We start from the raw sequence: 19,627 nt of genomic DNA on the forward strand, positions 1-19,627 counted from the left end.
TAAAGATGATATTGGGGTATCTCGCCACTCGTACGGGGACAATGCTGTACCCTCGGTCGACTTCATCGCGGCGCGGTGCTAAGGAATCAACGGCGCGCGACGGGGATCATCGGCAGCTCGCTGGGCTGGGGGATGCCCGCGGGAACCTCGCGCACCGTGACGCCCGGCGCGGGGGCCAGGTGCCACCGGGACGCCACGCTCGCCACCGCGGTCAGGAGCTCCGCCACCGCGAACGAGTCGCCGATGCACTTGTGCTGGCCGGCGCCGAACGGGACGTACCTGTGATCGCGCGGCCGCTCCGCGCCCTCCTGCCACCGGTCCGGATCGAAGACCGTGGGGTCGCGGAACAGTGCGGGGTCCCGGTGCAACGCGTACGGGCTGTAGGCGAGTTCGGCTCCGGCCGGGATCGAGACGCCGCCGAGGGTGACGGGAACCAGGGCGCGCCGGGTGAAGAGCAGGGGCGAGTGCAGGCGCAGTGCCTCCTGGAACACGCGGTTCGTGTACGTCAGTTCGCAGAGGTCGGTGGGGCGGACGGGGCGGGTGCCCACCACCGCGTCGACCTCGGCGTGCACGCGCTTCTCCACCTCGGGGTGGCGGCCGAGTTCGTGGAAGATCCAGGCCAGGGTGGTCGCCGAGGTCTCCGTACCGGAGAACATGATGGCGATCGCCTCGTCCCGTACCTGCTCGGCGCTCATCGTCGCGCCCGTCTCGGGGTCCACGCTGGACAGCAGCAGTGAGAGGAGGTCGTGACGCTCCTCCTCCGCGGTACGGCCCTCCTCCGCGGTGGGGTACTGCGCGATCACCTGGTCGATGATCTGGCGCAGGCGTGCGGCGGCCGTGTCGAACCGCCGGTTGAGCGGGATGGGCAGCCGGTCCAGGGACTTGGGCATGACCGCGCGCAGGAGCATGCCCTCCAGGACGATGGGCAGCGAGCGGTGCACCTCGGCGACGGCGGGCCGGCTCAGGTCCCCCGAGAAGATCATCTCGGCGACCGAGGACAGCGCGTACTGCCGTGTCTCGGTGACCATCGAGACTTCGCGGCCCGAGGTCCACGACGCGGACATCGCCTCCGCCTGCCGGCACATCACCTCGGTGTACTCGGCTATGTGGTTCCGGTGGAAGGCGGGTTGGATCATCCGGCGCTGCTTGCGGTGGAAGTCGCCGTCGGTCGTCACGATGCCGTTGCCGAACATGGGGCGGAGCCTGTCGAAGACCCGGCCGCGGCCGAACCGCTGCGCCTGCTGGACCAGTACGGTGTGGACGTGGTCCGGGCTCGTGAGGACGTGGACCGGCCAGGTGCCGATGTCGAGCCGTACGACCTCGCCGTGGTCCCGCAAGGACTCCAGGAACGCGATCGGCTGCCGCCACAGTTGCAGCGCGTGGCCCAGGAGCGGCAACCGCCCCGGTGCCACGGGGGCGTGGACCACGGGGCCGGGGTGTTCCGCTTGCTCCATGGACCGACTCCCTGTCATGCCACTGAGACGAGGCCCGGGCGGATGTACGCAGACTCCAGCCCGGCCGCGAACCGTTCGTCGCTGTACCGCGTGCACTCGTAACGCTGCCACAGATCCGCGCCGATCATCCAGTCTTCGTAGCTCCGCACACAGCGGGATATCGCCGTCCGTAGCGACGGGTCCGTCTCCCCGCGGGCGTCCAAGGCCTGGAACAGGCTCCGCTCGTCGGCCAGGTACTCCTCTATGCGCACCTGGATGCGGCCCTCGACCGCGCGGACCGCGTCGGCGAGCGAGCATCGCTCCCAGGAGGAGATGAGGGAGACGAGGTTGTTGTTGTCGCCGCAGGAGTGCTCCTTCGGCAGGGAGAACACGTCGTTCCCCCATGATATGACGTCCACGGCGCTCGCCATGAGCTGCTGGAACTCGGGGAGGTCATGGATGCGTTGGGGCAGGTCGATGCCCAGCCCGGCCTCCACCATGTCCATCATCGGCAGCAGCTGGGAGCTGTGCCGGCGCATGAGGACGTAGTCCTGGACCGCCGGACGTCCGCCGGCCCCGCGGTTGCCCGCCTCCTGGTCCAAGGAGCGCAGCATGGGGGGCACGTGGGACCGGTAGCGGGCTGCGGTTCCCTCGGACATCCCGGCCAGGATGCGGTCGCAGAGGTCGATGAACCCGGTCACCAGCGGGTTCGGTTGCGATGACGCCCTGTCGGCCCTTCCCGTCTCCAGATACTCGGTGATCGCGTCGGCGACGGGGCCCCAGGCCGCCAGCTCGCCGGTCCTGATGAGGTGGTCGTGCTGGTCGTCCAGGACGAACGACCAGGCCATCCACTCGGCGAGCAGGACGATCCTCTCGTACGGGACCTCGCCGCTCACCCGGCCCGCGAGGTGGCCGAATCCGATCCCCGCGAACTGCTCCACGGCGTCGGTCACGAGTTCGTGGCGGACCACCCACGCGGTGGCCTCGGAGTTGGCCTGCGCGGCCCGGGGATGCTTCGAGTTCCCGAACGGAAGGTGAAAGTCGGGAACAGAGAAAGAGTTGAGCTGGGTCATTGATCCCCCGTAAAGAGTCTGCTTCGCCAATACCCGCTCAATTCGCAATCGCGATTGTCGCGACGACTCGTCACACACCCCTCTGCTGCGGCTTCGTCCCAGCGGTACGCTACGGCTCTCGGAATGAACCGGTCGTGGAGCGACCAGATTCCGCCGACGCGCGACCACATCAGGCCACCCGTGAAGTAATTAACTCTCAGGGCGCAGCGCACTGTCAATGTAGGACGGGAGGAGACACTGAATTCATCCGGAAAATTCCGAAAGTGTATTCGCTCAGAATATGCGGTCGGCATAGTCGGTGCCATGCGGGCCCTCCAGGGCGGCTGCCGACGGGCACGCGAGCCCTCCCCGGAAGGGGAGTCGGGGGCGAAGCCCCACGCCACCGACTGGCCGTAGGCCTCTTCCGGCCACTGGCTCACGCCAGAAACGGTGCGGTCAGGGGGTGTTGCCCGTCCCGGGGTGTTAACTCGCCCGAAGAACACCGCTGTTCGCATACGGGATGAGAAGCGTGGGCATCGAGGCGAGCGGGCACGCGGAGGGGCGGGCGGGTGGCCGAAGAGCGCCGTGGAGGTGCCGGGCGCTGCCTACACTGCGACTGGACACGGCAGTCCGGGCAGGGGTGGGAGCATGCGCGAGAGCGATCCGGCGGGCCCGGGCGACGACTGCGAGGCCGATGTCCTGGGTCCCTACCTGGAGGTCCTGCGCGCGCGCCTGAACGGGGAGCGGTTCGAAGCGCTCATCCGCGCGGTCCAGATCACCTGCGCGCTGCTGGGGGACGGCCACCAGGCCGTGCTCGAGGTCCCCGGAGAGGGCGAGCTCGCCCCCGACCTGCAACGCGAGTACCTGTCCCTGATGGCGGTGATGATCACGGGCCACCTCGATCACCGCCTGGTCGAACTCGCCGCCCCCGACGGCGCCCGCGGCTGGGCCGTCGTGGAGAACACCCACCCCCACCAGGCGCGCGAGGCCGAACGGGTCTGGATCGAGAAGCAACTCGACGGCATCGTCCGCGCCGGCGACTCCGCGGTTTCCTGACCTCCCCGGCGGCCGGGAGAAGGCCCCGGACCCTTCCGGACACCGGCCGGGGACGGGCCGCACGTGCACTCGTACACTCGTACGGTGAGCGACGTGAAGTGTACGTACTGCGGGACCGTCGGCCTTGAGCCGGGGTTCGTGGAGGACAACGCTGAGGGGGCCCGCGGCTATGCCCGCTGGATCGCCGGGCCGTTGGAGCGCGGGCTGTTCGGCGGGGCGAAGCGGCTGGGGAAGCCGCGCCGGCAGATAGAGGCCTACCGCTGTCAGCGGTGCGGTCACCTGGAGCTCTTCGCCACTGACCCCGTCTGAGATGCGAGGGCGGGCTCCGGCCGGGCCGGTGTGCCGGCGCAGCGGAGGCGATCGGCGGTGACGGGAGCGCCGTCGGCGACGTTGCGGTCGTAGGTGACGGTCTTGACCACGACGGGCCGGGTACCGACGGTGACGTCGAAGAACTTGTCGTCCTTCGGGACGGCTCGCAGGCGGGAGCCGGGCAGGGCGGCCGCGAGCGTGGCGGCGTCCTCCTCGCGGCCGGCCGGGTAGCTGATGACGGGCGGGCCGGCGGGACGTACCGCCGGCGCGGACTTCGAGGTGTCCGTGACGACGAACCCGCTGCCGCGCAGGGCCGCGGCCACCGCGGCGTCGTCCACACGGACCGCGATCCCGGTCGGATTGGTCGCGGCGGCGGTTTCCGGGACGGGCTGGATGCGGGCGTCGCCGGTGATGGGGCGGTCCGCGCCCAGGGCCTGCCACAGCGCCGCGGATCGCGGCTCGTCCCACACCAGGGTGGAGCCCACACCGGGTACGCGGTGGTCGAAGAGCCGGATCGGGACGGTCGCGAACTCGGTACGGTCCGCACGCAGACGGCCGAGCGCCCAGCCGATGCGGACCAGGTCCCGCAGGTCCGTGCCCTCGTCGGTGCGTACGGACTTCAGCAGGGCCCGGGCGGTGCGCGCCGTGTTCACGGGGCCGTCCAGCGCGCCCTCGGCGGTGAGGCGGCCCAGCAGGTCGGTGACCACGCGCTGCTGGCGCCGGACGCGGCCGAGGTCCCCGGGCCGCAGGTTGACGTGCCGGGCCCGGACGTAGCGCAGCGTGCTGTTTCCGTCCGTGTGGTGGACGCCGGCGCCGATGTCGAGACCGGAGTTCTCGTCCTTGAGGGGCCGGTCCGTGCACACGGTCGCCCCGCCGAGGTTGTCGACGGCTTGCTCGAAGCCGGTGAAACCCGTCTCCAGGTAGTGGTCGATGCGCAGACCGGTGGCCTTCTCGACCGTGCGCACCGTCAGCGGGCCGCCGCCGAGCGCGTACGCGCCGTTGATCTTGCCCAGGCGGGGTGGACCGGCCTCCCCGGTGCCGCCGGTGGTGCCCGCGGTACCGGCGTACTCGACGTAGGAGTCACGCGGGATGGAGACGACACTCGCGCGCCGCTGGTCCTGGGACAGGTGCACGAGCATCATCACGTCGGTGCAGTTGCACCCCTTGCCGCCCACGTGGAGCCGTCGCTTCTCGGCGGCGGAGAGCCCGGCGCGGCTGTCGATGCCGACGACCAGGATGTTCGTACCCCGGCCGTGGCCCGAGGTCGCGCGGTCGGCCGATACGGCCTGCGAGCCCAGGAACGAGCCGGATCCGAGGGTGGCCAGCAGGGCGAGAGCAACAGTGAGACGACGCAACGCACACCCCTGAAGTCGGCGGAGAATCAAGACGAAACGGGACGATAGCGGGTCGGTGTACGAGGCCTAGGGCTACGCGCCGGGAGCGGCCCACTCATGGCCGTAGTGGACGGCGACGTTGTCGCGAGCGGGCCGTGCCCGCCCCACCGGCCCCTGCGCGAACGCCCGCAGCACGTTCGCCGTGACCGCGCGGGTGAACGCCCCTGTCCTCGCGTCCAAGCCGTGACCCGCCTTGCCCGCGCCATCGGCTCCGGCCTCGAGGGACTCGACCCAGCGCATGGTGCCCGTCGCGAAGACGCCCGCCCCGCCCGGCAGCGAGAGGTACGCGGTATCCGCGTGCGACGCGCGGCCCTTGCTCACCACCGGGGAGTGCGCGAGGATCTCGACCGGCCGCGGGGTGGGGTGGACCGGGTTCACCCGGTCGAACTCGATCCCCACCAGGTGGGGGAACGAATCGCCCGACCGCGCCCCGGTACCCGTCAGGAGCCAGTGGTCCGGATTCGACACCACGTACGGCGCGTCCACCGGATAGCCGTCGTACATCACGCCGAGCAGCGAACTCTCCGGATCGGGTGCGGGCTCGCGCCGGAAGTCGTTCGTTGCGGGATGCCCGCGCCGGAAGCCGGGGTCACGGGCGTAGTCGTGCTTGTAGCAGACCACGATCCGGTCCTCTCCCACGGGCGAGGCCTCGAAGCGCACCCGCCGGTAGCAGCAGTTGGCGCCGAACACGGCCAGATTCATGCCCGCGTCGCGCGCCTCGGTCACGTGCCGGCGCTGCTCGGGGCTCCAGTACTCGTCGTGCCCCAAGGACAGCATGGCGACGGCTCCGCGCAGGAGTTCCGGCTCACGGGCCACGTCCGCTCCGGTGGCGTAGGCCAACGGAAGGCCCATCCGTTCGGCCAGCGCGATCAGGGGTGCCTCGTAGACGAGGAACTGGCCGGCGCCCTTCCTGTTGGCGTAGGGGCGGTCGAAGGAGACCTGGAGGGACCGCGACCCCGTCTTCCCGGTCGCCCCCCGGTAGAGGTCGGCTCCGCCCCACCGGTTGTACGCCTGCCAGGTGGCGACCGAGTTCACCACCACCATGCGGCCGGCCGCCGACGGAGTGCGGACCGTGACGGGCACGAACCGCTGCGCCCGCCCGTCGCCGCTGTCCAGTCGCAGCAGGTAACTGCCCTCCGGCCAGCCCGAGGTGTCCACCTCCGCCGTCTGCCGCCACTCGGCGCGAGCCATTCGCGTGTCCGGATCGAGCCGGGCCGGCGGTTGTCGTACACCCGGCAGGAGCGCCGAGCGCCAGACCAGACGGGCCCTTGCCCCGCCGTACCAGCCCATCCGGTAGGCCGACACGGTGTAGGAGGTGGACGTCGTCGACACGCGCAGGGCGAACGACTCACCGGAGCGCACACTGGACCGGTCGGCGAAACCTTCCAGGGCCCGCGCTCCGCCGGTCCTGGTGATCCGCCAGTCGGCGGCCCCGGGGAGTGCGTTCTCGGCCCGCACGTCGAGCCCGGGCGCCCGGGGGACTACTCCGGTCGACGACGACGTCGCCGACGAAGGCGAGGCCGCGGCGGCCGAAGCGAGCCACGACTGCGATGAGGCGAGCGCGGCGGCGGCGAACGTCAGGATCCGCCGACGCCCCGGGTCCGTCCCGCGGCCTTCGGCGCCGGGCCCGGCATCCCGACCGCCCGCCGCCGCCGCGCGACGCCCGGTCAGGGTCGGCCTCCGGCGGTGATCTCGTCGCGGATCAGGTTGCGGTGCTCCTCGTACAGGAGCCGCGCGTCGTCGCTGGCGATCGCGCCCGTGTCGAAGCCGCAGGCGCACGTGACGACGGTGAGATCCGAAGCGGCCCGCAGGGTGTTGCCCTCGGGACCGGTCCAGCCCTCGCCCGCCACGTTCTCGAAGCGGAGGCGGTGACGGTAGACGGGCGGGCGCGGCTCGCCGGGGGTGAACGTCGTGTTGCCGTCGTCGAAGGTGAACCGGTGTTCGCTCATGCGTCCATCATCGCTTCTCCGACCGGCTCGGTACCGGTTCCGGCGCGCCCCGCGCACCTCGTCACGGGGACGCCGCCGCGACGTACGCTCACCCGTATGAGTATTCGTCACCTCGCGCGCACCTGGGCGATCCTCCCCGACAGGGGGTACTCGACGGCGTGGCTCGGCCTCACCGACGGCCGCCTCGGCGCGCGCGGGCGGGCCGTAGGTCTGGTCCCCGAGCCGTACTGGGTGACGTACACGCTCGAAACCACCGACGCGTACGTGACCTCTCGCCTGCACGTCACGGTCGAGACGGCGGCGTCGACCAGGACGCTGGACCTGCGCAACGAAGCGGGCCGCTGGACGGCCGACGGCGAGTACCGGCCCGATCTCGACGGCGCTCTCGACTGCGACCTGGGCCTGTGCCCGCTGACCAACACCATGCCCGTACTCCGTCACGGACTGCACCGGCGGCCCGGGACCGCCCCGCACCACTTCCTGATGGCCTGGGTCGCCGTCCCCGACCTCGAAGTCAGCGCGAACCGGCAGACGTACACACACCTCGCCCGCGCCGAGCACGGCGCGCGCGTCCGCTACGAGTCCGGCGACTTCCGGAGCGACGTCGAGTTCGACGGCGACGGACTGGTGCTGGACTACCCGCACTTGGCGACCGCCCTCACCCGCTGACGCCCACGTTCGCGAGGCAGCGCCCCCACGCTCGCGAGGTGCCGCCCCGCGTCCGCAAGGTGGCGCCCGCGTCCGTGAGGCGGCGCGCGCGGGCGTGAGGGGCGCGCGAAGAAGTGGATGCGCCTGTTCCAGAAGATTTCCGGGTACCGGCGTGCACGATCGGGCGCCTTTTCCGATGGGGTGGTCCGTAGGGGCGCTCGATGCTCCACAGCTGCCGCGTCCGGGGGCAGGCACGCCCGTTTCGCACACGCCACTTGAAGGGTTTCCGCCGTCGTGAATGTTGCCGAGATCGCCGCCCTCGTGCTGATAGCCGCCACCGCGTTGCGTGTGTTCGCCGTTGATGTCAGCCGTGGAGGAGTGCATGAGTGAGGGCGAGTTCGACCCATCGGGAGACCGGGCGGTCTCCAGCGAGCTGGCGGGAGTCCTGCCGGTGGATTTCACCGCCTTCCACTCCCAGCAGCACCGGGCCTACCTGCGCTACGCCCATCTGCAGCTGGGCGGCCGCAAAGACGCCGAAGACGTCGTCGACGACGTCTTTACCTTCCTGCTCAAGGTGTGGCCGCACGCCCTGCAGGAGGCGAGTCTGCACGCCTTCGCCTGGGCCGCACTGCGGGAGCACGTCGAGCGGCGGATGGCTGCCTTGAACCGGCCGGTGGCGATGGTGGAGACGGCGTGGTTCGCGGCGCTGCGCCGTTCCTCCCGGGAGCGGCTGGAGCTGCTGGAGTCCAAGCTCGGCCTGTACGCGGCGATCGCGGACCTGCCCGAGCGGCACTACGACGTGGTGCTGCTGGCCTTCCTGCTGGGCAACGAGTGCGACACGGTCGCGCGGATGATGGGGATCGCCCCCGCGACGGTCCGCTCGCACATCCGCGGCGCACGCCGAACCCTGTCCCGCAAGCTCGGGGTGGACTGGATCCCGGGAGAGGAGAAGGCCCAGTGAGCGACAGGACACGCGACCGCGACATGGAGCTGTGCGAACTGGACGCGGCCCTGGAGAACGCGGCGGTGCTGGCGGAGGAGTACGCCGGATACGACGAGTACGCCGCCCGCCGCCGGATCGCCCGCCGCGTCGTGGCCGACCGCGCCCGCCAGGCGAAGGCCTGCGCGAGGGGCACCGTGCCGCTGCCGGCACAGGGGGCGCCGGCGGCGCCGGCCGATCACCTGGTGCTGGACGCGGCCTGCCATGTGCGGGCCGCCAGGAGCCTGGAGGAGCTGACCCGGCACCTCGTGGAGAACAGGGGCTTCGCCGAGCTCGCCCTGGCCGCCGGATCCTGGCCCCACAGCGGGGAATCGGCGCTGCTCTTCGGCAGCCTCCTGCACCTGGCCGGGAAGACGGAGAGCGCACAGTTCTGGTTCCAGTACGCGGCCGGAGCCGATTCGAGGACCGGTGCCCACTGCCTCTACCTCCACCACCTCTCCCGCGCCGAGGTCGCCACCGCCCGCCACTGGAAGCGGCAGGCCGCGCTGCTGCCTCCGGACGAGGGCCTGTCCGCATTGCCCGAGATCCCCGACGACCTGGAGGACGCGCTCGGAGCCTCCGTCATCTGGAGCTCCCCACCCATCACCACCCAGGACCTCACCACCCTCGCGGGTGGTCCCGGCTACTGCGGGCGCACCGGCTACCGGCTCCCCGCACAGCTGCGCGGGGCCGTCACCGCGCGGCTGTACACGGCGGACCCGGACCTGGGCGAGGTCTTCTACCCGGGCCCACAGGTCGCGGTCGCCGTCGCCCGGCACGCCCGGCTCAATCCGCTGCACCTGACCGACGAGGCGAACGCGTGGTCGCGCGAGGCCCTCAAGCCGCCCCATCTGACCCAGGCCGCACGCAGGTCCCCCGAGGGACAGCCGGCCCCTGCCGCGCTGGAATCCGTTCACCAGGCCTTGCGTGTCCTGGAGATCATCAACCGCCACTCGGGCGGCGTGAGCCTGACGCAGATCGCCCGTGAGACGAAACTGCCCCAACTGGTGCTGGCCCGGGTGATGGAGCAGTTGACCAGGGCGAACCTGGCCACCGCGATCGGGCCGGGCGCCTACGTGGCGGGTACGGCCCTGTTGCTGACCGGAGCGGTCGACGCGGACGGGCGCGGTCAGTTGCACGAGGCCCTCGCCTGGGTGCGGGACGCCGTCGGCGCCGCCGTCTACGTGGCCCGGTACACCGACGGAGAGGTCTCCATCACCCAGTACGCCGACGGCCCGGCCACACCGCTGGTGGAGGAATGGGTGGACTTCCGGGCGGCGGCCCACGCCTCCGCCGTCGGCAAGGCATTGCTGACGCAGCTCGACTACGACGGCCGGAGAGACCACCTGTCCCGGCACGGGACCGTCCGCTTCACCTCCCACACCATCACCAGCCAGCAGGTGCTCTTCCACCAGCTCGACGCGCGCGAGCCGAACGAACCCCTGCTGGACCTGCAGGAGTACGCACTGGGCACGGTGTGCGCCGCGGTCCCCATCACCGCGGGCCCGAACGCCGAGTGCCTCGCCCTGTCGATCCCGGCCCCGGACCCGCACCGGCTGCGGCAGGCCGCCCGGATCCTGCAGAGCGAGGCCGCCGCCGTGCTGCTCGCCCTCGTCGTGGCGGGCAGCACGTCGAGCCGGCCGGGAAGCGGCGTCCTGACCACGACCGTCTAGGGACGGCCATGAGAAGGACAGGCCCGCCGCGTACACGTGACGGGCCCGTCCGCTGCTCCTAGGCCATGTCCTGACCTAGATGGCACCTACCGTTCCCGATGTGTGCCCGGGCCGGCGCACGGAGGGGAAGGAGTTGAGCGTGACCATCCTGGTTTCCGGCGCGACGGGAACGCTGGGCCGTCATATCGTCGGGCAGCTCGTCCGAACGGGGCAGAGGGTCCGGGCGTTGACCCGTACTCCGGCCGAGGCGGTCGGTCTGCCGGACGGTGTCGAGCTGATCGGCGGCGACCTGACGCAACCGCGGACGCTGGAAGCCGCCCTGTCCGGGGTCTCCGCCATGCACCTGCTCGGAGCCACCGGACATGACCACACCCCGCTGCCGACCGGACCGCAGATCGTGGCGACGGCCCGTGCGGCGGGCGTACGGCGGATGACGGTCCTGTCGCCCGGCGAAGGGGGAGAACTGGACCAGGCCGTGCGGGACAGCGGTCTGGAGTGGACGTTCGTCTGGCCCATCGGCTTCATGTGCAACGCACTGGGGTGGGCCGACGTCATCCGCGACACGGCGGAGGTCCGCGAGCCGTACGGGAGCCGCAGGACCGCCTCGGCCGACGAGGCGGACGTCGCCGAGGTCATCGCGACCGTGCTCGCCTCGGGAGGTCACGCGGGCCGGCGCTACGTCGTGTCGGGCCCCGAAGCCCTCACACCGGCTGACAAGGTCTCCGCCATCGCGGCGGCCACCGGACGTGACGTCCGCTTCACCGAGCTGACCGGAGAGCAGGCGCGCCGACAGTGGCGGGCCGAGGGCTGGCCGGAGGAGGGCATCGAGTTCATGCTCCACATGTGGGCGACCGTGCCCGACACCGTCGCCGACGTGACGACGACGGTCCGGCACGTGGTCGGCCGGCCTCCGCGGTCCTTCGCCCAGTGGGCCGCCGCGCACGCCGACTACTTCCGACCCTGATGCCCCTGATGCCCCTGACATGCCTGATTCACCTGGTTCCACGGGTCCGCGGCCGCTCCAGCGGGTGCGCGGTCCGCCCGGATGGGGGAAGCTGGGCATGGCCGCAGCGTGGACGGTGACAGGCAAGCGAGGAGGGTCTCGTGGAGGCTTCAGGAGACGGCCGGCTCACCCGCGCACCCCGCTCCAGAGTGCGGACGGCCACCTTGTTGTGCGCGGCGGCAGCCCTCGCGGCGGCCGCTGTTCCCGCCTCCGCGCAGCCGGAGGCCGCACCGACCCCTACGCCGGGAACGGTCGTGGTCGCCGACTGCTTCTCGGAGGCCCAGGTGCGCCCCGAGGAATACCTGCTGGCCTGCGGGGACGGCAACAACCGCCTCGTCGGGCTGCGCTGGGACACCTGGGGGCCGCGGACCGCGACGGCCACCGGCACCGACATGGTGAACGACTGCCGCCCCTACTGCGCGGCAGGCCGTTTCCACCCCTACCCGGTGAAGGTGACCCTGAGCGAGCCGAAGCCCTGGCCCGACCTAACCGACGTCCAGCGCTTCACCATGATCCGGCTCGTCTACACCGACACCGCACCGTCCCCGGTCGCGAAGGACGTGACGTACAAGCTCGTGTACTGACGGCGCCCCCGGAACAGAACGCACGGACCGTCCGCCCCGCCCGGCTACTGACGCGGGGCGGAGGCGAACCCGATGCATTCGACGTCGATCTGATCCGCGAGCTGGTCCAGCACCCCGGCCAGATCGAGCACGGTCTGTGCATCGCCGCGCATCTCTCCGGAGTCGGTGGAGTGCAGCCAGTCGGCCGCGAGGCTGCGCAGCAGCTCGGTGACATGGTCGGCGGGTATCAGCAGAACGCCGTCGGCGGAGGGGACCAGCGGGATGGACACCTGGATCATGGGACCGCCTCCCGGAGAAGTAGCGACATCTGTCCCAACCAGGTCCGTGACCAGCTGATTCCGGTCGGGATCAGGACCGGGCCTCAGCGACCCGTTCTCCTCGGGCCGCCCAGGCGAGGTAGCTCATCGTGGAGCAGTCTGCCCGCGAGCGCGCCGCCGAACACCACGACGCCGACGCCGACCAGCCACGACTGGATGACGAGGACGGTTCCGAACGGGCCGTAGGTGACGGCGCTGGACGCGATCAGCGGTGAGAACACGAGCCGGGAGAAGGCCCTGAGCCCGAGGAGCCCGAGCATGGTGGCCGCCGCGCCCGGAAGCAGGGCCGTCCACGCGATCCGGCCACCCAGCAGCAGTCGCTGCGACCACCAGAAGAACAGCGTGCCGATCAGCACCGTGACGAAGCCGCGGGCCGGGGACGCGCGCCAAGGCGGCGAGATCGCCGACAGGTACAGGAAGCCGATCAGTACGGCGAGCCACAGCACGTGCCGCCACCTGGCCCACCAGCGGGCCGGGGGGAGGTCCCAGACCTTCTCGTAGCCGCTCTGCAGCATCGTGCCGAACGACAGACCGAACACGGTGAGCAGGGCGAGGCCGAACGCGGTCGTGGTCCGCCACGCCTGGCCGGGCAGGGCGAACAGGCGCTCGATCTCTTCCGTGGCCCTGGCCGACACGCCGAGCCCGTCCCCCAGCCATTGCGCGAACCCCTGCCCGCCGGCCGCATCCGCCGCGGACACGACGACGAGCAGGGGTACCAGCGTCAGGAACCCGAGCGCCGCGAACCCCAGCGACAACTGCCACAGCCCCAGATCACGTACGCGGCCCCACCGGCGTCCGGCCCGCGTACGGCGTATCGCGCTGGCCATCCGCCCGAAGGGGGACAGCCGCCCGGCCCCACCAGACCTGATCATCATGGCCGCTCCAGGCTCCCGCTGTTTCCACGGTAGAACCACCCGGCCGGGCAGGCCACCAAGGGGCGGCTGCGTCAGAGGTCCCCTGGCGGGAAGCGGCCTCAGGCCGCAGGGTGTTGAGGGCTCATCACGGTGAAGAGCGCGCCTTCGGGGTCGCTGAGGGTCACCGAGCGGTCGGAGCTCGTCGTACGGACGGGACCGGCGACCCGGCCGCCCAGAGCGGTGGCGGCGTCCATCGCGCCCTCCAGATCGGGCACGTGGAAGTGGACGTGCCAGCGGGGGCGGACCTGCGGGTCCGGGTCCTCCTCCAGCGCGCCGCCGCTGATCCGCGCGACGGTGTCGTGGCCGTGCCGCAGCACGACGTGGTCGTGCTCGTAGGAGACGGTGCAGGAGCCGGGGCGCTCGACGGCCCAGTCGAGGACCTCGCCGTAGAAGATGGCCGCGGCGAACGCGTCGCGCGTACGCAGTTCCAGCCAGGCCGGGGCGCTTCCCCGGCCCACCGCCCAGTCCGGGATGACCTCACCCTGCCAGAAGCCGAAGACGGCCCCGGCGGGGTCCGCGGCCAGGGCGGCCCGTCCGGTGCCGAAGGCTAGGGGGCCGACGGCCATGGTGGCGCCGCGTTCGCGGATGCGCGAGGCGGTGACATCGGCGTCGTCGACGGCGAAGTACGGAGTCCACGCCACCGGCACGCTGAGGCTCCGGGCCAGTGCGCCCATGCCCGCCACGGGAGCTCCGTCGCGCATGGCGACCGTGAAACCCTCGCCGAGGCGGGTGCTGCGGAACTCCCAGCCCAACACGGTGCCGTAGAACCGCCGTGCGGCATCAAGATCCCGAGTCATCAGGCTGACCCAGCACGGTGCACCAAAGACTTCATGGCTCGACGTCGACACAGCTGCCAGCCTCATCCGCAGGTCGCAGGGCGGGGGACTCCTCCACGGTAGCCCCGGCTCGGGCGACCGGCCGCGAGGCTCGGCGCCCGCCTACCCGTGCGCATGAGCATTCCGCGGCCACCGCGTTCGAGGTCGCCCTCGCGGACGGTGACACCCGGCTGGCGTGCGAGGCCCTGGCACCCGGTACGCGGGAAGAACTGGAGCAGGACGCGCCGTGCACGGCTGCCCTGAGGTCCCTGGAGCTCACCCCGGCCAGGGGCCGCGCGCGTGAGTCGACGGTCTACGGTGCCCGGGCGCGCGTCGTCTACGCGGGCGACAGCGTCTTCCTGGCCCTCTTCCCGGAGGGCTGGAGGATCACCGCCGCGGGCTGCGTCCCGAGGCAGGGGCGCCCCTACCGGTGTGAACTGAAGGGTGACAGAGGTGCGCACGATGTTCCTGCTGTGTCGCGTCGATGGCGATCCTGGCGGTGTACCTGCGCCAGCGGGGCTCACCCGAATCGAAGCCCGTCGGCGCGGCGCACACCTCCACGGGCGTCGAAGGGTGAACCGGGCGGGTGCGTGGCGCGGCACCGCTCTACTCGGCGATCTCCGTCCGCTCCCACCACTCGTACACGGGCAGCTCGCCCTCCGGGCCGGCCCGGTGCCGCGACGTGGGCTTGAAGTGCTCGTATCCGCCGCGGTGCGGGATCTTCAGGTCTTCTCCGGGAGCGGGGGCCGCGACGATCCGTTCGCGCAGGTCGTCCGGGCCGCCCTCAAGCGCTGCCTTGTCTGCCATGCCTCCAGTCTTCCGACCCGCGGGACGGCCCGCACGTCGAACCCCTGTCGGCGTCGGCCGTTCAGGCCCGCTGCTCGCTGATGTTGACCATCCAGGTGATGCCGAAGCGGTCCATGCACATGCCGAAGACGTCGCCCCACATCTGCTTGTCCAGCGGGACCGCGACCGTGCCGCCGGCGGAGAGCTTCTCCCAGTAGCCGCGCAGTTCGCCGGCGTCCTTCCCGCTCAGGCTCACCGCGATGTTGTTCCCGGGCTTGTGCTCCGTTCCCGGCGGGTTGTCGGCGCCCATGAGGGTGAAGCCGCTGCCGGTCTCGAGCATGCCGTGCATGATCCTGTCGCCGGCGTCTCCGGCCTCGTTCCCGCCGAAGTCACCGTAGGTGTGCAGCGTCAGGGTGCCGCCGAAAACGCCCTTGTAGAACTCCAGGGCCTGGCGGGCGTCGCCGTCGAAGCTGATGTACGGGTTGAGGCGGGAAGGCATGGCATTTCCCCTTTCGTGACGAGGTGTCAGTTCTCGGTCGGTTCTCGCAGCGTAGGCGATGCGCATTACCGTCCCTTCCCAGCCACGCGCAAGGCTTCAACGAGAAAATCCTTGATGGCGCACTAGACTGGTGGGTTGTTTGGCGCTGGACCGGAACAACCTGGGCAGACCCGGGCTCCGCCCGGCGACCCGGATGCTTGCCGGGAACGAGACACGAGGGCCGATGGCTGCCACACCTGAGCGCGGTGAACTCACTCTGCTCGACGACGGCGAGACGTCCGAGGAGACGCACGAGGAGGCGTCCGAGGAGACGTCCGAGGAGTCCGGCAAATCCGCCCGGTTCTCCGCCGGGCCCGCCGCCCCGACGCGCACCCTCGTCGACATCCTCGAGGCCTCCGTACACGCGTACCCCGACGAGCTCGCCCTGGACGACGGCACCGGGCAGCTGACCTACCGGGCCCTGGCCGCCGAGGTCGAGCGCCGGCGGCGCGCCCTCGCGGCCTCCGGGGTGGGGCTCGGCGACCGGGTCGGCGTACGCGTGCCGTCCGGGACCAACGAGTTGTACGTGGCCATCCTCGCCGTGCTCGCCGCGGGAGCCTCCTACGTGCCCGTCGACGCCGAGGACCCGGACGAGCGGGCCGAGCTGGTGTTCGGCGAGGCCGGGGTACGGGCCGTGCTGGGCGCCGGACAGCGCGTCGACGTCACCGGCCTGGCGGACGTTCCCGTGTCCGCCGCGCGGCCCGGCCCCGAGCACGACGCCTGGATCATCTTCACCTCGGGCTCCACCGGCAAGCCCAAGGGCGTCGCCGTCAGCCATCGCAGCGCCGCCGCCTTCGTGGACGCCGAGGCCGCTCTGTTCCTCGCCGAGGAGCCGATCGGACCCGGCGACCGGGTCATGGCCGGACTGTCCGTCGCCTTCGACGCCTCCTGCGAGGAGATGTGGCTGGCCTGGCGCCACGGCGCCTGCCTCGTGCCCGTGCCCCGCTCCCAGGTGCGCAGCGGCGCCGACCTCGGCCCCTGGCTGGTGGAACAGGAGATCACCGTGGTCTCCACGGTGCCGACCCTGGCCGCGCTCTGGGAGCCCGAGGCGCTGAACGAGGTCCGGCTGCTGATCTTCGGGGGCGAGGCCTGCCCGCCCGAGCTGACCCAGCGCCTGGTCACCGAGGGCCGCGAGGTCTGGAACACCTACGGCCCCACCGAAGCCACCGTCGTCGCCTGTGCCGCGCTCCTGACCGGCGAGGAACCGATCCGGATCGGCCTGCCGCTGAACGGCTGGGAGCTGGCCGTGGTCGACGAGTCCGGCGAGCCGGTGCCGATAGGCGGCAGCGGCCAGCTCGTGATCGGCGGCGTCGGCCTCGCCCGCTACCTCGACCCCGAGAAGGACGCCGAGAAGTACGCCCCGCTGGAATCCCTCGGCTGGGAGCGCGCCTACCGCAGCGGTGACCTCGTCCGCGCGGAACCGGAAGGGCTGGTCTTCCTCGGCCGCGGCGACGAGCAGATCAAGCTCGGCGGCCGCCGGATCGAGCTGGGCGAGGTGGACGCCGCGCTGCAGGCCCTGCCCGGCGTCGCCGGCGCGGCCGCCGCCGTCCGCACGGCACGCAGCGGCAATCAGCTGCTCGTCGGCTACCTGGTCACCCAGGAGGGCTGGGACCGCGCGGCGGCCGTGGAGCGGCTGCGCGCCGAGCTGCCCGCGGCCCTCGTACCGCTGCTCGCGCCGGTCGACGAGCTGCCGACCCGCACCTCCGGCAAGGTGGACCGGGACGCGCTGCCCTGGCCCCTGCCCGAACTGGAGACCACCGGCCCCGCCGAGCAGCTGTACGGAACCGAGGCCTGGCTCGCCGAGCAGTGGAGCGAGACCCTCGGGGTGACCGTCGCCGGCGCCGCCGACGACTTCTTCGCGATCGGAGGCAACAGCCTCGCCGCCGCCCAGCTCACCACCCGGTTGCGGACCCGCTACCCGCGCGCGGCCGTACTCGACATCTATCAGCAGCCCACCCTGCGCAAGCTCGCCCGGCGGCTGGAGAAGTCCGTACAGGACGACGACGCGGCCCGGACCGTCGCTCCGGTCCCGCTCCGCTCCAAGGTGATCCAGTCGCTCCTGCTGCTCCCGCTGTTCACCCTGGTCGGCCTGCGCTGGACCGTGGCGCTGCTGGCCCTGGGCAACGTACTGCACCTGTTCGGGGGCTATCCGTGGGCGCCGACCGCCTCCTGGTGGCTCGTCGCCGCAGGTGCGGCGCTGCTCTTCAGCCCGCCGGGCCGCCTCGCGATCGCGGCCGGCGGCGCCCGCCTGCTGCTGCGCGGGGTGAAGGCAGGACGCCACCCGCGCGGCGGAAGCGTGCACCTGAGGCTGTGGACGGCCGAGCGGCTGGCCGAGTACGTCGGCGCGACCTCACTCACCGGTTCCTGGCTGGAACGCTACGCACGGGCCCTCGGTGCCAAGATCGGCCCCGAGGTGGACCTGCACTCGCTGCCCCCGGTCACGGGCATGCTCAAGCTCGGCCGCGGCTGCGCCGTGGAGTCCGAGGTGGACCTCTCCGGGCACTGGCTGGACGGCGACCGGCTCGAAATCGGCCCGGTCAAGGTCGGTGCGGGCGCGGTGGTCGGCACCCGCAGCATCCTCTTCCCCGGCGCGCGGGTCGGCAAGCGGGCAGAGGTGGCCCCCGGCTCCGCCGTGGTCGGACAGGTTCCGACCGGCCAGCGCTGGGCCGGGGCGCCCGCCGGCAAGCTCGGCAAGGCCAAGCGCAACTGGCCCAAGGAACGCCCGCCGCGTGCCGTCCACTGGCGTGCCATGTACGGAGCGACCGGCTTCGGCCTCACCGCACTGCCCGTGCTCGCCACCGTGCCCGCCCTGCTCGCGGTGAGCCGGTTCGTGCCCGCCGACGCCGGGCTCGCCCGGGCGCTGCGCGGAGCGCTGCTCGCCGTGGTGCCCGGGGCGCTCGCTTTCGGGTTCGCGTACGCGCTGCTCCTGCTGATCTCGGTACGCCTGCTCAGTCTCGGACTGCGCACGGGGAACCACCCGACGCACAGCCGGGTCGGATGGCAGGCCTGGGCGGTCACCCAGCTGATGGACCTGTCCCGGGAGACGCTCTTCCCGCTGTACGCCGGGCTGATCACCCCCGTGTGGCTGCGGCTGCTCGGCATGAAGATCGGCCGCGGCGCGGAGGTCTCCACCGTGCTCGCGCTCCCGAGCCTCACCACCGTGGGCGAAGGCGCGTTCCTCGCCGACGACACCCTGACGGCGCCCTACGAACTGGGCGGCGGCTGGATGCGGATCGGACACTCCGAGATCGGCCGGCGGGCGTTCCTCGGCAACTCCGGAATGACCGCGCCGGGCCGCAACGTACCGGACGACGGGCTGGTCGGCGTGCTGTCCGCCACCCCGAAGAAGGCCAAGAAGGGCAGCTCGTACCTGGGCCTGCCGCCCGTCCGGCTGCCGCGGTCCGCCGCGGACGCCGACGCGAGCCGGACGTACGACCCGCCCGCGCGCCTGCTGTGGGCGCGCGGCCTGGTGGAGCTGTGCCGGCTCGTCCCGGTGTTCTGCTCGGCCGCGCTGGCCGTACTGACCGTGGCGGCGCTCTGCGCGCTGATCACGGCGAGCGGCCTGGGGATCTGGGGGACCGCGCTGCTCTCCGGGGCGACCCTGCTCGCCGCCGGCGCCGCCGCGTGCGCGGTCGCGGTGGCCGCGAAGTGGCTGCTGGTGGGCCGGCACCGGGCGGGGGAGCACCCGCTGTGGAGCGGCTTCGTGTGGCGCAACGAGCTGGCCGACACCTTCGTCGAGGTGCTGGCCGTGCCGTGGCTGGTCGGATCGGTGCCCGGTACGCCGCTGCTGGCCCTGTGGCTGCGCGGGCTCGGGGCCCGGATCGGCCGGGGCGTGTGGTGCGAGAGCTACTGGCTGCCCGAGACGGACCTGGTGGTGCTGGGCGACGCGGTCAGCGTGAACCGTGGCTGTGTGCTGCAGACACACCTCTTCCATGACCGGATCTTGAGGACGGATACTGTGGTCCTCCGTGAGGGCGCCACCCTGGGCCCGGGCGGAATCGTCCTGCCCGGGAGCACGGTCGGGGCCCGCAGCACACTGGGTCCCGCCTCGCTCGTGATGGCCGGGGAATCCGTCCCCGCCGACACCCGCTGGCTGGGCAATCCGATCGAGGCCTGGCGGTCCTGACAGGGCCCGTCCTCGTCAACACCGGCACGTCGTACGAGCACAGCGCAGGGA

18 protein-coding genes and 1 pseudogene are annotated in these 19,627 nt (G+C 71.9%); 9 read left to right on the plus strand and 10 right to left on the minus strand.

Going from position 1 to position 19,627, the window contains the following annotated elements:
* Positions 1 to 86: 86 nt before the first annotated feature.
* Positions 87 to 1,454, minus strand: a complete 1,368-nt coding sequence (locus ACGFYQ_RS13215; RefSeq protein WP_393743092.1) for a cytochrome P450 — start codon at positions 1,452 to 1,454, stop codon at positions 87 to 89.
* A 14-nt stretch (positions 1,455 to 1,468) separates the two neighbouring features.
* On the minus strand, positions 1,469 to 2,506 hold the full coding sequence (locus tag ACGFYQ_RS13220; RefSeq protein ID WP_393743094.1) for a lyase: 1,038 nt from the start codon (positions 2,504 to 2,506) through the stop codon (positions 1,469 to 1,471).
* Between the two features lie 627 nt (positions 2,507 to 3,133).
* Here ACGFYQ_RS13220 and ACGFYQ_RS13225 point away from each other — a divergent pair.
* Together ACGFYQ_RS13225 and ACGFYQ_RS13230 are read left to right on the plus strand one after the other, a co-directional pair.
* Positions 3,134 to 3,541 (plus strand): hypothetical protein, encoded by a 408-nt coding sequence (locus ACGFYQ_RS13225; protein WP_393743096.1) that lies wholly within the window; start codon positions 3,134 to 3,136, stop codon positions 3,539 to 3,541.
* A gap of 84 nt (positions 3,542 to 3,625) precedes the next feature.
* Positions 3,626 to 3,850 (plus strand): hypothetical protein, encoded by a 225-nt coding sequence (locus ACGFYQ_RS13230; protein WP_393743098.1) that lies wholly within the window; start codon positions 3,626 to 3,628, stop codon positions 3,848 to 3,850.
* Here the strand turns inward: ACGFYQ_RS13230 and ACGFYQ_RS13235 are convergent.
* The 3 genes from ACGFYQ_RS13235 to ACGFYQ_RS13245 all read right to left on the minus strand — a co-directional run bounded on the left by ACGFYQ_RS13235 (position 3,817) and on the right by ACGFYQ_RS13245 (position 7,193).
* Positions 3,817 to 5,205: an LCP family protein gene (locus ACGFYQ_RS13235; RefSeq protein ID WP_393743100.1), complete on the minus strand. Its 1,389-nt coding sequence runs from the start codon at positions 5,203 to 5,205 to the stop codon at positions 3,817 to 3,819. The genes ACGFYQ_RS13230 and ACGFYQ_RS13235 overlap by 34 nt on opposite strands.
* Before the next feature lie 72 nt (positions 5,206 to 5,277).
* A complete protein-coding gene (locus ACGFYQ_RS13240) occupies positions 5,278 to 6,702 on the minus strand; it encodes a N,N-dimethylformamidase beta subunit family domain-containing protein (RefSeq protein WP_393743102.1) in 1,425 nt (474 codons plus the stop codon).
* A 209-nt stretch (positions 6,703 to 6,911) separates the two neighbouring features.
* On the minus strand, positions 6,912 to 7,193 hold the full coding sequence (locus ACGFYQ_RS13245) for a hypothetical protein (protein ID WP_393743104.1): 282 nt from the start codon (positions 7,191 to 7,193) through the stop codon (positions 6,912 to 6,914).
* A gap of 96 nt (positions 7,194 to 7,289) precedes the next feature.
* On the opposite strand from ACGFYQ_RS13245, the gene ACGFYQ_RS13250 reads away from it, so the two are divergent.
* The 5 genes from ACGFYQ_RS13250 to ACGFYQ_RS13270 all read left to right on the plus strand — a co-directional run bounded on the left by ACGFYQ_RS13250 (position 7,290) and on the right by ACGFYQ_RS13270 (position 12,080).
* The gene (locus ACGFYQ_RS13250; protein WP_393743106.1) at positions 7,290 to 7,862 is read left to right on the plus strand and encodes a putative glycolipid-binding domain-containing protein; all 573 of its coding nucleotides are present in this window, start codon (positions 7,290 to 7,292) and stop codon (positions 7,860 to 7,862) included.
* 361 nt (positions 7,863 to 8,223) lie between these two features.
* Positions 8,224 to 8,802: an RNA polymerase sigma factor gene (locus tag ACGFYQ_RS13255; protein WP_393743108.1), complete on the plus strand. Its 579-nt coding sequence runs from the start codon at positions 8,224 to 8,226 to the stop codon at positions 8,800 to 8,802.
* Between the two features lie 869 nt (positions 8,803 to 9,671).
* Positions 9,672 to 10,493, plus strand: coding sequence for an IclR family transcriptional regulator C-terminal domain-containing protein (locus ACGFYQ_RS13260; protein WP_393743299.1), 822 nt, complete (start codon positions 9,672 to 9,674; stop codon positions 10,491 to 10,493).
* A 139-nt stretch (positions 10,494 to 10,632) separates the two neighbouring features.
* Complete coding sequence (locus ACGFYQ_RS13265; RefSeq protein ID WP_393743110.1) at positions 10,633 to 11,457, plus strand: NAD(P)H-binding protein; 825 nt, start codon at positions 10,633 to 10,635, stop codon at positions 11,455 to 11,457.
* A 140-nt stretch (positions 11,458 to 11,597) separates the two neighbouring features.
* Positions 11,598 to 12,080, plus strand: a complete 483-nt coding sequence (locus ACGFYQ_RS13270) for a hypothetical protein (RefSeq protein WP_393743112.1) — start codon at positions 11,598 to 11,600, stop codon at positions 12,078 to 12,080.
* Positions 12,081 to 12,124: 44 nt separating this feature from the next.
* Here ACGFYQ_RS13270 and ACGFYQ_RS13275 read toward each other — a convergent pair whose 3' ends face one another.
* From ACGFYQ_RS13275 to ACGFYQ_RS13285, 3 genes are all read right to left on the minus strand, one after another.
* Positions 12,125 to 12,358 (minus strand): DUF6213 family protein, encoded by a 234-nt coding sequence (locus tag ACGFYQ_RS13275; protein ID WP_393743114.1) that lies wholly within the window; start codon positions 12,356 to 12,358, stop codon positions 12,125 to 12,127.
* A gap of 83 nt (positions 12,359 to 12,441) precedes the next feature.
* Positions 12,442 to 13,272, minus strand: coding sequence for a ribonuclease BN (locus tag ACGFYQ_RS13280; protein ID WP_393743116.1), 831 nt, complete (start codon positions 13,270 to 13,272; stop codon positions 12,442 to 12,444).
* A gap of 98 nt (positions 13,273 to 13,370) precedes the next feature.
* Positions 13,371 to 14,108: a VOC family protein gene (locus ACGFYQ_RS13285; RefSeq protein ID WP_393743118.1), complete on the minus strand. Its 738-nt coding sequence runs from the start codon at positions 14,106 to 14,108 to the stop codon at positions 13,371 to 13,373.
* Positions 14,109 to 14,601: 493 nt separating this feature from the next.
* On the opposite strand from ACGFYQ_RS13285, the pseudogene ACGFYQ_RS13290 reads away from it, so the two are divergent.
* A pseudogene (locus tag ACGFYQ_RS13290) lies at positions 14,602 to 14,703 on the plus strand (DUF6766 family protein); the annotation flags it as partial.
* A 29-nt stretch (positions 14,704 to 14,732) separates the two neighbouring features.
* Here the strand turns inward: ACGFYQ_RS13290 and ACGFYQ_RS13295 are convergent.
* Together ACGFYQ_RS13295 and ACGFYQ_RS13300 are read right to left on the minus strand one after the other, a co-directional pair.
* Positions 14,733 to 14,933, minus strand: a complete 201-nt coding sequence (locus tag ACGFYQ_RS13295) for a DUF5988 family protein (RefSeq protein ID WP_393743120.1) — start codon at positions 14,931 to 14,933, stop codon at positions 14,733 to 14,735.
* A 61-nt stretch (positions 14,934 to 14,994) separates the two neighbouring features.
* Entirely contained in the window at positions 14,995 to 15,411 is a 417-nt protein-coding gene (locus tag ACGFYQ_RS13300) for a VOC family protein (RefSeq protein WP_393743122.1), read from the minus strand.
* Between the two features lie 223 nt (positions 15,412 to 15,634).
* Here ACGFYQ_RS13300 and ACGFYQ_RS13305 point away from each other — a divergent pair, with 223 nt between their 5' ends.
* Positions 15,635 to 19,576 carry a Pls/PosA family non-ribosomal peptide synthetase gene (locus ACGFYQ_RS13305; protein WP_393743124.1) on the plus strand — a complete coding sequence of 1,314 codons (3,942 nt, stop codon included), beginning with the start codon at positions 15,635 to 15,637 and terminating at the stop codon, positions 19,574 to 19,576.
* The last annotated feature ends 51 nt before the right edge of the window (positions 19,577 to 19,627 follow it).

Source organism: Streptomyces sp. NPDC048258, assembly GCF_043201995.1.
In the GTDB taxonomy this organism is placed as follows: Bacteria; Actinomycetota; Actinomycetes; order Streptomycetales; family Streptomycetaceae; genus Streptomyces.